Annotated in this window: 7 protein-coding genes; 3 read left to right on the top strand and 4 right to left on the bottom strand. The window is 73.2% G+C overall.

What is annotated here, in order from left to right; genetic code table 11:
- Window positions 1-59: 59 nt before the first annotated feature.
- The 3 genes from ACZ6TD_RS16630 to ACZ6TD_RS16620 all read right to left on the bottom strand — a co-directional run bounded on the left by ACZ6TD_RS16630 (window position 60) and on the right by ACZ6TD_RS16620 (window position 4,068).
- Window positions 60-1,160 carry a TDT family transporter gene (locus tag ACZ6TD_RS16630; protein ID WP_471354756.1) on the bottom strand — a complete coding sequence of 367 codons (1,101 nt, stop codon included), beginning with the start codon at window positions 1,158-1,160 and terminating at the stop codon, window positions 60-62.
- 312 nt (window positions 1,161-1,472) lie between these two features.
- Window positions 1,473-2,183, bottom strand: coding sequence for a response regulator (locus tag ACZ6TD_RS16625; RefSeq protein WP_471354754.1), 711 nt, complete (start codon window positions 2,181-2,183; stop codon window positions 1,473-1,475).
- 262 nt (window positions 2,184-2,445) lie between these two features.
- Window positions 2,446-4,068, bottom strand: coding sequence for a sensor histidine kinase (locus ACZ6TD_RS16620; RefSeq protein ID WP_471354752.1), 1,623 nt, complete (start codon window positions 4,066-4,068; stop codon window positions 2,446-2,448).
- A 163-nt stretch (window positions 4,069-4,231) separates the two neighbouring features.
- Between ACZ6TD_RS16620 and ACZ6TD_RS16615 the strand changes: the two genes are divergently transcribed.
- Window positions 4,232-5,671, top strand: coding sequence for a cation:dicarboxylate symporter family transporter (locus ACZ6TD_RS16615; RefSeq protein WP_471354750.1), 1,440 nt, complete (start codon window positions 4,232-4,234; stop codon window positions 5,669-5,671).
- A 331-nt stretch (window positions 5,672-6,002) separates the two neighbouring features.
- Here ACZ6TD_RS16615 and ACZ6TD_RS16610 read toward each other — a convergent pair whose 3' ends face one another.
- Complete coding sequence (locus ACZ6TD_RS16610) at window positions 6,003-6,197, bottom strand: hypothetical protein (RefSeq protein WP_020868332.1); 195 nt, start codon at window positions 6,195-6,197, stop codon at window positions 6,003-6,005.
- 275 nt (window positions 6,198-6,472) lie between these two features.
- Here ACZ6TD_RS16610 and ACZ6TD_RS16605 point away from each other — a divergent pair, with 275 nt between their 5' ends.
- On the top strand, window positions 6,473-9,541 hold the full coding sequence (locus ACZ6TD_RS16605; RefSeq protein WP_471354748.1) for an AfsR/SARP family transcriptional regulator: 3,069 nt from the start codon (window positions 6,473-6,475) through the stop codon (window positions 9,539-9,541).
- 55 nt (window positions 9,542-9,596) lie between these two features.
- Window positions 9,597-13,415 (top strand): WD40 repeat domain-containing protein, encoded by a 3,819-nt coding sequence (locus tag ACZ6TD_RS16600; protein ID WP_471354747.1) that lies wholly within the window; start codon window positions 9,597-9,599, stop codon window positions 13,413-13,415.
- The last annotated feature ends 27 nt before the right edge of the window (window positions 13,416-13,442 follow it).

Raw genomic sequence — 13,442 nt, 5'->3', positions numbered from 1 at the left:
CCATAACAGCGGCATATGAGGACATGCCGGGGGCGGGTCCGTCCGGGACAGAGGGTCGTTCACTTGAGCACGGACGGACCGTCGAGGCGCCCCTCCGGCTCATGGGTCCGCCGGTGCGCGTGCCCGCCGACGGGCCGGCGCCCTATGCGCCGGGCGGCGTGGCGCAGGGAGTGGCCGGTCACCACCACCCACGCGATGACGAGCAGCCCATAGAACACCACGGCGATCCAGACGAACATCTTCGAACCGGTCCGCGCCGCGAGGGCGCTGGTGGCGGTCACACAGGCGCCGACCGGGAAGATGAAGGACCACCAGGTGGGCGCGAACGGCAGCCCGGCCCGGATCGTCCGTACCGTGAGTCCCGTGGCCAGCACCGCCCACAGCATGGCGAAGCCCCACACCAGGATCCCGCCCAGCAGCGCGAACACCTCGGTGCCCCGCGCGTAGGGCGCGGGGAGCGCGCTCGGCGCCACCGCGGCCAGCGCGCCGAGCGCCGTCACCGCCTGGCCCAACGCCCCGACTCCGATCCACACCGTGGGCACCACCGTTCCGGTGGGGGCCTCATGGTGCACCAGACGGCCGTAGATCATGGCCAGCACCAGCAGCGCCGCGACCAGGCCGAGCCCGAGCATGGCGTAGCAGCCCAGCAGCAGGGCGAGCCGCGGCTGCCCCGCCGGTGCGTGAGGGACGAGCAGCGCGCCCGTCGCGGCCGAGACCATCGGCGGCACCACCGGCATCAGCCAGCCCCCGAACGCCGCGTCCGGCGTGAAGCGGTGCCGGGTGACCATCAGATAGGGCACCGCGCAGGCCGTGGCGAGACCGAGCGCGGTACCGAGCGACCACAGCGCCCAGTCCACGTCCAGCGCCGCCTCGGGCCCGATCAGCGGGCGGCCGAGCAGCAGCGCCCCGGAGCCCACCGTGAGCAGCGCCATCGGGGGCGCGCCGAAGAACTGGGCTGTCACCGGATCACCGGCGTGCGACCGCAGCGCCCGCTGCCGGAGGTACCCGACGGCCAGCAGGACCAGCAGGAGCGCGGCGCCCAGCCAGACCACCGTGGCGGCGGTCCGCAGCATGGGAAGGCTCCGCGGCAGGGTGGCCGCCGCATTGGCGACGATGCCGGTGCCCATCACGGCCGCGAACCAACTGGGGCTGAGGAGCACACGCTTCGTGCTGTCTGCCGTTGGCGCCAAAGGGACGACGCACGGGGAACAATTCATTCCGCAAACGTATGGGCGGATCGGGGCGGCGCTGTCGAGCATGTCCTGATGTCAGCGCGGCATGGCAGACATCGAGCGACCGCCGCAGCGGGTGCCTGCGGCTCGGCCGCGTGGCAGGGGCTTCGCCCCCAGGCCCCTGGGGTCTGGGGGCGAAGCCCCAGTTGTGGGAAGGGGTGGGGAGGGGAGCGGCCCGCCGCAGGCGTCACTCTCCGCCGGACACCCGTCGCGGCGCCGCGGAGATCCGTCAGAAGGGCCCTAGTGCTCGCTGAGCCAGCGGTACAGCAGCTCGGGCCGGCCGATCTGCCCGTAGTGCGGGGCGCGGGCGGCCCGCCCGGCCTCCACCAGGTGCTCCAGATAGCGGCGGGCGGTGATCCGGGAGATCCCCACGGTCTCGGCGGTGGCCGCGGCCGAGATGCCCTCCTCCTCCGCGCCGCGCAGCGCCTCCGTGACCGCGTGCAGGGTGGCCTGGGTCAGCCCCTTCGGCATCGCGGCGGGCTGCGGCGCCCGCAGCGCGGCCAGCGCCCGGTCCACCTCGTCCTGCCCGCTGGCCTCGCCCGCGGTCGCCCGGAACTCGGCGTACCGGAGGAGGCGGTCCCGGAGGGTGGAGAAGGTGAACGGTTTCAGCACGTACTGCACGACCCCGAGCGAGACCCCGTCGCGGACCACCGCGAGGTCCCGGGCCGAGGTGACCGCGATCACATCCGCAGCGTTCCCGGCGGCGCGCAGCGCGCGTACGAGCTGGAGGCCGTGCCCGTCGGGGAGGTAGAGGTCCAGCAGCAGGAGGTCGGCGGGCGTCCGCTCCAGCAACCGCTGGGCGTCCCCGCCACTCCGCGCGGCCCCGACGACGGCGAAGCCGGGGACGCGCTCGACGTACATCCGGTGCGCGTCCGCCGCGACGGGGTCGTCTTCGACGACGAGAACCCGGATCGGCGCCGGATCCCCCGGTCTCGCCTGCGGCGGGCTCATGAACGGATTCCTCTCGAAACGCGGTGCACGCGGAAGCTCAGGGCTCCAATTTACGGAGGGTAACCGCAAGTGGCCAGATCCCTACGGTGACGATTCCCCTACGCCCCGTCTCCCGGGGCCTCCGCCCCCGGACCCCCGCTCCAGAACGGCCGGATATGACCGCTGGCGGCCGGGCGGGACGGGGGCCTGCCCGGCACCGCCCCGGCTGGTCGCTGGGCGGTCGGTGGGCGGCCGGTGGGCGCGGCCCCAGCCGATGCGGGGCTCACGGCGTGATGGCCGGGGTCGTCAGGGGGAGGCGGGCGGTGAATTCGGCGCCGCCGTCCGGGGAGGTCGTGACCTCGACCGTGCCCGCGTTGCGGCGGGCGGCCTGCTGGACCAGGGCCAGACCGAGGCCGCGGCCGGAGGACTTCGTGCTCCAGCCGCGGCGGAAGACCTCCTCGGCCGCCGCCGGGTCGAGCCCGGCGCCGGTGTCCGACACGCGCAGGGTCAGCTCGCCGGCGTCCGCGCGGGCGGTGACCGTGACGCGGGCGCTGCGCGGGGCCGACTCGTTACCGACGCCCTCGGCGGCCGCGTCCGTGGCGTTGTCGATGAGGTTGCCGAGGATGGTCACCAGGTCGCGGGCGGGCAGGCCGGGCGGGAGGACGCCGTCGTCGATGCGGCTGTCGGGGGCCAGGACGAGCTCGACGCCCCGCTCACTGGCCTGGGCCGCCTTGCCCAGCAGCAGCGCGGCCAGCACCGGCTCGGCGACCGCCGCCACCACCTGGTCGGTCAGCGCCTGGGCCAGCTCCAGCTCGGCGGTGGCGAAGTCGACCGCCTCGTCCTCCCGGCCCAGTTCGATCAGCGAGACGACGGCATGCAGCCGATTCGCGGCCTCATGGGCCTGGGAGCGCAGCGCCTCCGCGAAGCCGCGCAGCGAGTCCAGCTCGCCCGAGAGTGCCTGGAGCTCGGTGTGGTCACGCAGGGTGACGACCGTGCCGCGCTGCTCACCGCTGCTCACCGGTGAGGTGTTGACGACCACGACCCGCTCCGCGGTCAGGTGCAGCTCGTCCACGCGCGGCTCGGCGGCCAGCAGGGCGCCGGTCAGCGCCGGCGGCAGGCCCAGGTCGGAGACGTAGCGGCCGACGGAGTCCTCGGGCAGGCCGAGCAGCTCCCGCCCGCCGTCGTTGATCAGCGCGATCCGCCGCTGGCCGTCGAGCATCAGCAGCCCCTCGCGCACGGCGTGCAGCGCGGCCTGGTGGTAGTCGTGCATCCGGCTCAGCTCGGCCGCGTTCATCCCGTGCGTATGGCGGCGCAGCCGGGCGTTGATGACATACGCGCACAGGCCGCCGAGTGCGAGCGCCGCGGCCGCCACACCCAGCAGCGCGAGCAACTGGCGGCGCACCTGGGCGCTGATGGTGTCCACCGTGATGCCCGCGCTGACCAGCGCGGTGATCCGGCCGCCGGCGCGGGCGTCGCGCACGGGGGCCACGACCCGCACGGAGGAGCCGAGCGTGCCGGTGTAGGTCTCGGCGAAGATCCGCCCGCGCAGCGCGGGCTTGATGTGGCCGAGATAGGTGGCGCCGATCTGGCGCGGATCGGGGTGCGCCCAGCGCACACCGTGGGTATCCATGATCGTGACGAAGGTGACGCCGGTGTCCCGGCGCACCTTCTCCGCGTACGGCTGGAGCCGGGCGGTGGGGTCCTTCGACCGCGCGGCCTCGGCGACCGACGGCGAATCGGCGACGGCCACCGCGGCGGCGGTCGCCCGCTGCCGCGCGGCCACCACCGCCTGGTCGCGGTCGGTGACGTAGGCGAAGAAGGCGCATCCGGCCACCAGGGCGGCGACCAGCACGACCTGCATCGCGAACAGCTGGCCCGCCAGGCTCCGGGGGTGGGGGATGCGCATGGCCATCAGTCTGCACACGCATCTTTGTATGAACGAAATGAACGGAAGGGTGACCCCCGTCACAGGCTGGGGCATAGTCGCCGGGACCGTTCAAGGCGGTGTGCGAGCCGCACACAGTACAGCGCCGGGACAGTTGGACGGCAGAACAGAAGGAGGCAGCACCGTGGCTGCGGACACCACGCCGCCCGCATCCGGGCGTACGGGACCGGACGGGACGAAGCCGAAGAAAGAAAGGATTCACTACCTCTACCTCGCCGTCATCGGCGCGGTGGCGCTCGGCATCCTCGTGGGCTTCGTGGCCCCCGATACGGCGGTGGAGCTCAAGCCCATCGGCGAAGGCTTCGTCAACCTCATCAAGATGCTGATCTCGCCGATCATCTTCTGCACGATCGTGCTCGGGGTCGGCTCGGTGCGCAAGGCGGCGAAGGTCGGCGCGGTCGGCGGTCTGGCGCTCGGCTACTTCATGGTGATGTCGACCGTGGCCCTCGCCATCGGCCTGGTCGTCGGCAACTTCCTCGAGCCCGGCAGCGGCCTGCACATGAGCCATGAGGCGGCCCAGGCCGGGCAGAGCCAGGCCGAGGGCGCCTCCGAGTCGACGGCGGACTTCCTGCTCGGGATCATCCCGAAGACGCTGGTCTCCGCCTTCACCGAGGGCGAGGTGCTGCAGACCCTGTTCGTGGCCCTCCTCGCGGGCTTCGCCCTGCAGGCGATGGGCAAGGCGGGCGAGCCGGTGCTGCGCGGCATAGGCCACATACAGCAGCTCGTCTTCAAGCTGCTGTCGATGGTCATGTGGGCCGCCCCGATCGGCGCCTTCGGCGCGATCGCCGCCGTCGTCGGCGAGACCGGTCTGGACGCGCTCAAGGCGCTCGCGGTCATCATGGTCGGCTTCTACGTGACCTGTGCGCTGTTCGTGTTCCTCGTCCTCGGGACGATCCTGCGGCTGGTCGCCGGCATCAACATCTTCCTGCTGCTGAAGTACCTGGCGCGGGAGTTCCTGCTGATCCTGTCGACGTCCTCCTCCGAGTCGGCGCTGCCGCTGCTGATCGCGAAGATGGAGCACGCCGGCGTCAGCAAGCCGGTCGCCGGTATCACCGTCCCCACGGGCTACTCCTTCAACCTGGACGGCACCGCCATCTACCTGACGATGGCCTCGCTGTTCATCGCGCAGGCCATGGGCGACCCGCTCTCCATAGGCCAGCAGATATCCCTCCTCGTCTTCATGATCGTCGCGTCGAAGGGCGCCGCCGGTGTGACCGGCGCGGGCATGGCGACGCTGGCGGGCGGTCTCCAGTCGCACCGGCCCGAACTGGTCGACGGCGTCGGCCTCATCGTCGGCATCGACCGCTTCATGAGCGAGGCCCGCGCCCTCACCAACTTCGCGGGCAACGCGGTCGCGACCGTCCTGGTCGGCACCTGGACCAAGGAGATCGACAAGGAGCGGATGAACGAAGTCCTCGCCGGACGGCTGCCGTTCGACGCGGAGGGCTTCGCCCGCAGCGGTGGCGGCCACGGCCCGGCCGCGGACGACTCCGAGGCGGCCGAGGGCACGTCCCTCCCCGAGCGGCGTGACGGTGACACGGCGAAGGAGCACGTGCCCGCCTGACACCCCGCGCACAACACGGCCCTGCCCTCCTGAATCGGGGCAGGGCCGTGGGTGTTTCAGGGACCCGGGGCGCATGGCGTGGCGGACACGGCGAAAGGCGCCCCGCGTCTTCCCCCCGTTGGAAGACGCGAGACGCCGGCATCGGCCCGGCCGCCCATGGGCTTCTGGCGGTCCCGGCTGGTCCTTTTCCCGCTACCAGGGGGCTTCGCCCCTGGACCCCGGGGTTAAGGGGCGGAGCCCCAGTTGAGGGAAGGGGCGGGGAGGGGGCAGCATCGATATGCGGCTCCGCCGCGTGGCCCGCCGCAGGCGTACGCGTACCGCCGGACACCTCCTACCGCTCGCCGTCCGGCGCGCGGCGCAGTTGTTCCGGGAGGGCCGTCCACTCGGGGCCCTCGCGCAGGGGTTTGACCCAGGCGATGTTCCCGCCGGTGTCCACGTAGGCGACCCGGCCCATGGCCTCGCGTTCGAGGTCGTAGACGAGCTCGCCGATCCGTGGTGTGCTCCGTGTTCCTCCTGCGGTGGTCATGAGCCGCCTCCCCGGCACCTCACTGCCATACCGTCCCCCGTTCATCGTCGGAAGAGGGCCCGGGGACCGGAGAGTTCCGGTCCGGCCGCCGCCAGCGGTGACCGGGGTGAGCTTCTGGTGCCCGTGGGACCCTCGAACACTCGTAGGGTGCTACGAGCCGCTGATATCCCGCTGATGCCTCGCTGACCCGAACCCGTGGGTAGGCTTCCAAGTGGTCACAGTGAAATCTCTGGTACCAACGGGGGCAGTGTGTGGACGGGACCGAGTTTCGCCTGTTGGGACCGGTCGGGATATGGCAGGGCGAGCGTCTGCTGGGGCCGACCGCCGCGCAACAGCGGTCCGTTCTGGCGATGCTGCTGATGGCCTCCGGCCGCGTGGTGTCCGTCGACAGGCTGGTGTTGGCAGTATGGGGCGAGGACCCGCCGGGGTCCGCGCGAAACGCCGTACAGGTGCAGATTTCCAAGCTGCGGCGGATCCTGTCCGCCCTGCCCGGGGCCGAGTTGACGACATCGGCCAAGGGCTATTCCCTGACCGCCGCGCGTGAGCAGGTCGATCTCCACCGGTTCCGCGATCTGGTGCGGGCCGCGCGGGAGGCTTCCAAGGACGCCGGGGCCACCGGGGAGCCCGAGGCCGCCGTGGCCGCCGAGGCCCGGGCCGGGGAGCTGCTGCGCGCCGCGCTCCTGCTGTGGCGCGGGCCCGCGCTGGCGGATGTCGCGGGCGGCTGGCTGCCCGAGACCCTGGGCGCCGGTCTGGAGGAGGAGCGGCGTGCGGCGGTCGAGGAGTGCGCCGCGATCGATCTGCGCTCCGGACGCCACCACGAGGCCGCCGCGGAGCTGTCCGCCCTGGTGGCCGAACACCCTTTGCGGGAACGCTCGGTGGCGCTGCTGATGGAGGCGCTGCGGTGCTGTGGCAGGCGGGCCGACGCCCTCGCGCTGTTCCGCTCCACCCGCCGGAGGTACGTGGAGGAGCTGGGCATCGAGCCCGGCGACGAGCTGCAACGGCTCCACCGGCAGGCGCTCGAGGACAGCCGGGACGGTCGGGACGGTCAAGACGGCAGGGACGGCAGGGACGGCCGGTCCGGGGATCCCTCCGGGCCGTCAGGCGCGTACGGGAGCGCTCCCGCGGCGCCGCCACCACCCGACGCGGCACCCGCGCCCGCGCCCGCCCTCGCCCTCGCCCCGGAGGGCATCCCGCCCGCCGACGAGGCCCCCGGGCCCGCCACCGAACCCGCCGCCGAGCCCTCGGGCATGCCCGCCACCGCCCCCGAGCCGATCACCGTCGTCACCGCCGTGCCGCAGCAACTCCCCTCCGACGTGGCCCACTTCACCGGCCGCGAGCGCGAACTGGCCGGGCTGGACGCCCTGCTGCCCGCGGGCCCGGGCGAGGGCGGGGGCGGGGGCGGGGGACGGGCGCCCACGGCCGCGAGGATCACCGTGATCGCGGGCAGCGGCGGCCTCGGCAAGACGACCCTCGCGGTGCACTGGGCCCACCGCGTCCGCGACCGGTTCCCCGACGGCCAGCTCTATGTGAATCTGCGCGGCTTCGGCCCCACCGACTCGGCCATGACCGTCGCCGAGGCCGTACGGGGCTTCCTGGACGCCTTCCAGGTGCCCGCCCACCGGATCCCCGCGACCCTCGAGGCGCAGACCGCGCTGTACCGGAGCCTGCTGGCCGACCGCCGGATGCTGATCCTGCTCGACAACGCCCGGGACGCCGAGCAGGTGCGGCCCCTGCTGCCCGGTTCCCCCGGCTGCCTGGTGGTGCTGACCAGCCGTAACGAGCTCACCAGCCTGGTCGTCGCCGAGCAGGCCCAGCCGCTGCCGCTGGATCTGCTCGACCGCGACGAGGCGCGCGACCTGCTGATCAGCCGGGTGGGCGCCGAGCGGGTGGCGGCCGAACCCGAGGCCGTGGAGGAGGTCATCACGGTGTGCGCCGGGCTGCCGCTCGCGCTCGCCATCGTGGCCGCCCGCGCCGCCACCCACCCCCGCTTCGGCCTGGAGGCGCTCGCCGGGGAACTGCGCGACGCCCGCGGCAGCCTCGACGCGTTCGAGGGCGGGGACGCCACCACCGACGTCCGGGCCGTCTTCTCCTGGTCGTACCACACCCTGGGCGCCGACGCCGCCCGGCTGTTCCGGCTGCTGGGCGTCCACCCGGGCCCCGACATCGCGGCCCCCGCGGCCGCCAGCCTGGTGGGGATCCCGGTGCCGCAGGCCCGCCGGCTGCTGATCCAGCTCACCCGGGCGCATCTGATCACCGAGCGCGCCCCCGGTCAGTACGGCTTCCACGATCTGCTGCGCGCCTACGCCATGGAGCTCACCCAGGCGTACGACGCGCGGGAGGAGCGCCGCACCGCGCTGCACCGGATGCTCGACCACTATCTGCACACCGCCGTGGCCGCCGGGGCGGCCTTCACCCCGCACCGGGAGCCGATCACGGTCGAGCCGGTCCGGCCCGGCGTCAGCGTCGGCGAGTTCGCGGGGCACGCCCAGGCGCTGCTCTGGTTCATCGTCACCTACCCGGCGCTGATGGCGGCCCTGCAGGAGGCCGCGGAGGCCGGATTCGAGACCCACGCCTGGCAACTGGCCTGGTCGCTGACGGAGTTCCTGGACCAGCGCGGCCACTGGCACGACCAGCGCACCGTGCACCGGATCGCCCTGGGCTCGGCCCACCGCATCCGCGACCTCACCGGTCAGGCCCACTCCTGCTATGCCCTGGGCCTCGCCGATCTGCGGATGGGGCGCTACGACCGGGCCCGCGGCCATCTGGTGCGCGCCCTGAACCTGCACCGCGAGACCGGCAACGCCGTCGGCCAGGCCCTGGCCCATGGCGCGCTCAACCTCGCCAGCGAGCGGGAGGGGCGCCATGACGAGGGGCTGCACCACGCGCTGCGCGCCCTGAAGCTGTACCGGGCGGCGGGCCACCGCAGCGGCGAGGCGTACGCCCTGAACAACGTCGGCTGGGCGTACGCCATGCTGGGCGACTTCCAGCAGACCCTCGTCCACTGTGAGAAGGCGCTGACCATGCTGCGGCAGGCGGGCGACAGGCGCGGGGAGTCCGCGGCCTGGGACAGCCTCGGCTACGCCCACAGCCACGTCGGCGACCACGAGCAGGCCATCAGCTGCTACCGGCACGCGGTGGACCTGCGGCGCGGCCGGGGCGAGCGGGTCCGGGAGGCCGAGTCCCTGCACCGGCTCGGCAGCGCCCAGCTCGCCGCGGGGGACCGGGCCGGGGCCCGCCGCAGTTGGCAGCGGGCCCTGACCCGGTTCGACTCCCTCGGCCACCCCGACGCCCACCGGGTCCGGGACGGCCTCACCGGTCTTGGCGGGCCCGCCGATGACCGCTGATCGCGCCGTGGGCCGGTTGGCGCCACACTGAACGGACATCAGGGGGAGGGGCGGGATGGGACGCAAGGAGAAACCTCTGGATCCGAGCGCGGGGCCGGTCCAGGGCTTCGCGTACGAACTGCGCAAACTGCGTCAGGAAGCCGGTGGGCCGGCCTATCGGGCGATGGCACAGCGCGTGCGCTACTCCGCCGTGACGCTGTCGCAGGCCGCGGCGGGCGACCAGTTGCCGTCGCTGCCGGTGGTCCTCGCGTACGTGGAAGCCTGCGGCGCGGACGCGGCGGAGTGGGAGGAGCGCTGGCGCGCGGTGCGGCGGGAGGTCTCGGGGCTGCCGCGGGAGGACGACGACGCGAAACCGCCCTACCAGGGGCTCGCCCGCTTCGACGTCGGCGATCACGAGCGTTTCTTCGGACGGGAGCGGCTTGTCTCAGAGGTGCTGGCGTTGGTACGGGGCCATGGCTTCGCCGCCGTCTTCGGTCCGTCCGGCAGCGGTAAGTCCTCACTGCTGCGCGCGGGGCTGATCCCGGCACTCCGGGCGCGGGAAGACCCCGGTGTGGGACAGGAGCTCCGCCCGGCGGTGATCCGCGTGCTGACTCCGGGCGACCGGCCGCTCCGTACCCATGCGGAGGCGCTCGTCCCGAAGGCGGGCGACGGGGAGACCTGGCTCGTGGTCGACCAGTTCGAGGAGCTGTTCACGCTCTGTCACGACCCCGCCGAGCGCGCGGGCTTCGTGGCCCGCTTACTCGCCGCGCGCGACCCCGGCAGCCGGCTGCGGGTGGTGATCGGCGTACGAGCGGACTTCTTCGACCGCTGTGCCGAGCACCGTGAGCTGACGTACGCCCTGCGCGACGCCACACTAATCGTCGGCCCCATGAGCCGGGCGGAGCTGCGCGCGGCCATCGTCAAACCGGCGGCGGCGGACGGTTTGATCGTCGAGCGGGCGCTTACCGCGCGGATCGTCGAAGAGGTCGTCGACGAACCGGGCGGCCTGCCGCTCATGTCCCATGCCCTGCTCGAAACCTGGCACAGACGCCGCCGACGGGCCCTCACGCTGGAGATGTACGAGGCGGTGGGCGGACTTCACGGCGCCATCGCGAAGACCGCCGAGCGGGTGTACGAGGAGTTGAGCGCGTCGCAGGCGGAGACGGCCCGGCGTATCCTGCTGCGCCTGATCACCCCCGGCGAGGGCGCGCAGGACACTCGGCGCCCCGTTGACCGGGAGGAATGGGAACCGGAGTCGGCCGATACGACGATCGTGCTGGACCGCCTGGCGCGCGCCCGGCTCATCACCCTCGACCGGAACACGGTCGATCTGGCCCACGAGGCCCTGATCACCGCCTGGCCGCGGCTGCGCGGCTGGATCGAGGAGGACCGGGAGCGGCTGCGGATCCACCGGAAGCTGACCGAGGCGGCACGGGCGTGGGAGGAGATGGGGCGGGATCCGGGAGCGCTGTACCGGGGGGTGCGGTTGACCGCGGCGGCGGAGGCATTCGGCGATCCGGAGCGCTCCGCCGAACTCGCCCGTGTGGAACGGGAGTTCCTGGCGGCCAGCCGTACCTTCGGCGCGCGTGAGCGGCGGCGCCTGCGGACCTTCGTGGGCGCGCTCTCCCTGCTGGTGGTGCTGACACTGGTGGCCGGTGTGGTCGCGTGGCAGCAGAACCGGGCGAATGAGCGGCGCGGCGCCGAGGCCGCCGCCCGGCGGATCGCCGCGGTCGCGGAGAACATGCGGTCCTCCGATCCGGTCAGGGCGATGCGGCTCAGCGTCGCCGCGTGGCGGCTCAGCCATACGGCCGAGACGCGGTCATCGCTGCTCGGGGCCATGGTCCAGAAGGAGGAGCGGTCCTTCCGGATTCCTGTTCCGGGTGCCACCCCGGGGGGCGTGTCGCTCAGCGCCGACGGACGTTTCCTGGTCGTGGTGGGGAGTGACCGGGTACGACGGTGGGACGTCCGCACCCAGAAGCTGGCCGGGGTCCCCTTCACGGTGGGAGAGGACGAGATGGTCCTGAACACCAGCCCCGACGGGAAACGGCTGCTGGCGACGCGGGGACAGAGGCTCCAGTTGTGGAACCTGGCGTCGGGGAAGAGGGACGGTGGACCGTTCGGCTCCGCGGACGACTACCCCGACTTCGGCCCCAGCGGGCGGACCTTGCTGACGGTACGGGGCTCGTCGGCCATCCTGCGCGATCTGCGGTACCGGCACGTGATGGCGCGGAGCGACGGCGGGACGTCGGGCGGGGCGGCGGTGGTCAGTGGGGACGACCGGTACCTCGCGCTGTGCCCGAAGAAGGGGCCGGTCACGTTATGGGACGTCGCCGAGGGGCGTACGAGGAAAGGCGACTGGGAGCACGGCACGACGGAAAGCTCCTGCGACGACTACGCCTCCCGCATCAGCCTGGACCGCGACCGGCTCGTGGTCCGCGACAGCCACGGGATCCGGATCTGGGACGTGACCACGGGAAAGGAGATTCACCGCATCCGCGTCGCCAAGGCCGAGAACGTCACCTTGAGCGCCGACGGGCGGTTCCTCGCGGCGGCGACCCCCGGCGAGATCCTGCTGTGGCGCCTCGCGAGCGCGGGCGCTCCGGTGTTCCGCTACTCGCTGGTGAACGAGCCCGCCGACGCGCTGCGAATCGATACGGCACGCGGGGAGATCCGCTACCTCGGAGGGGAGGACAGCTCCAATCCCGTGGTGCGGACCATCTCCATACAGGACGCCGTCCAGCCGGGATGGCGGCACGAGCCGGTGGCCGACGCGGCGTTCAGCCCGGACGGCCGGGTGCTCGGGACGGCGACCAGAACCGGGGAGAAGGTGCGCTTCCGCCTGGTCCGGGGCACCGACGGCGGCCGCGTCGCCGGTTTGCCGTCCGTGCCCTGCGGCCGGGGCGGCGGCGCGGACGGGTGCGCCGTCCTCACCCGTTTCAGCCCCGACGGGAGGGCCTTCGCCTTCGGTGCCGTCCCACGGAACTCCTCGGACGACTCCTCCGTGGGCACCGAGCGTGTGACGCTCTGGGGCCTCCGCGGTCCGCACCGGAAGCGGTCCGTCGCGCTGACCGGTAAGGCGGACGACTCCGGTCTCCCGCCTCTCCTCAGCGACACCGGGGCAAGCGATTCCGGCACCGACACGGTGGTGCCGGGGCCGGGGGGTGCGTACCTGCTGGCCTATCGGCGGAACGAGGGCCGGCTGGAGCGGTGGGAAGCGCGCGGGCCGGGTGGCCGGGGCAGGGTGATCAGCGAAGGTGGCCAGGGCACGGCGATCGCCCGAGAGGGAGACGTGTCCTCCTCCCGCATCGACCGTTGGGAGGCGGGCATGGCGCTCCGCCCCGACGGCCGGATGCTCGCCACGGCCGACGGGCAGGTCTTCACCTTGCCGTCCGGGCGCGCGACCAGCCTTTCGCTCGGCCAGGATTTCGTCAGCACGCTCGAGTTCAGCGGGGACGGACGTTTCCTCGCCGCGGGGGGAATGAGCGGGCGGGTGAGCCTGTGGGACGGGGACGTCGAACACCGCCTCGGAGACCTCGCCGGTACGTATACCGGCGCCTCCCGGGAGGCGCCCGAAGCCGTGACGGCGCTGGCGTTCTCCCCCGACGGTGGCACGCTCGCGGTCGCGGGCGACGGCGGGACCGTCCAACTGTGGGACGTGGCCTCACAGCAGCCACTGGGGGCGGCCTTTCCGACCCCCGGTGACGGAGTGCTCGCCCTCGCCTTCGGCGACGACGGCAAGACCCTGCTCGTGGCGGGCCGGCACGTCCCCCTTCAGCGGTACGCCGTCGACCCCGCCCGGATCGTGACCGCCGTCTGCCGACGGGCCGGGGGCGGCCTCTCCCGGGCCGACTGGAAGACGTACCTCCCGGAGATCTCCTACCGCGACATCTGCTGAGCGCACCGTGCCGTTCGCTCGTCCATA

This window comes from Streptomyces yongxingensis (assembly GCF_055597465.1).
The sequence above is the reverse complement of the archived record's forward strand: the minus strand, read 5'-3'. Positions and strand labels throughout refer to the sequence as shown.

Coding starts and splice junctions, on each gene's coding strand:
- ACZ6TD_RS16610 (WP_020868332.1), bottom strand. CDS start 6,197: ATGACCACCGCAGGAGGAACACGGAGCACACCACGGATCGGCGAGCTC.
- ACZ6TD_RS16600 (WP_471354747.1), top strand. CDS start 9,597: ATGGGACGCAAGGAGAAACCTCTGGATCCGAGCGCGGGGCCGGTCCAG.
- ACZ6TD_RS16625 (WP_471354754.1), bottom strand. CDS start 2,183: ATGAGCCCGCCGCAGGCGAGACCGGGGGATCCGGCGCCGATCCGGGTT.
- ACZ6TD_RS16620 (WP_471354752.1), bottom strand. CDS start 4,068: ATGCGCATCCCCCACCCCCGGAGCCTGGCGGGCCAGCTGTTCGCGATG.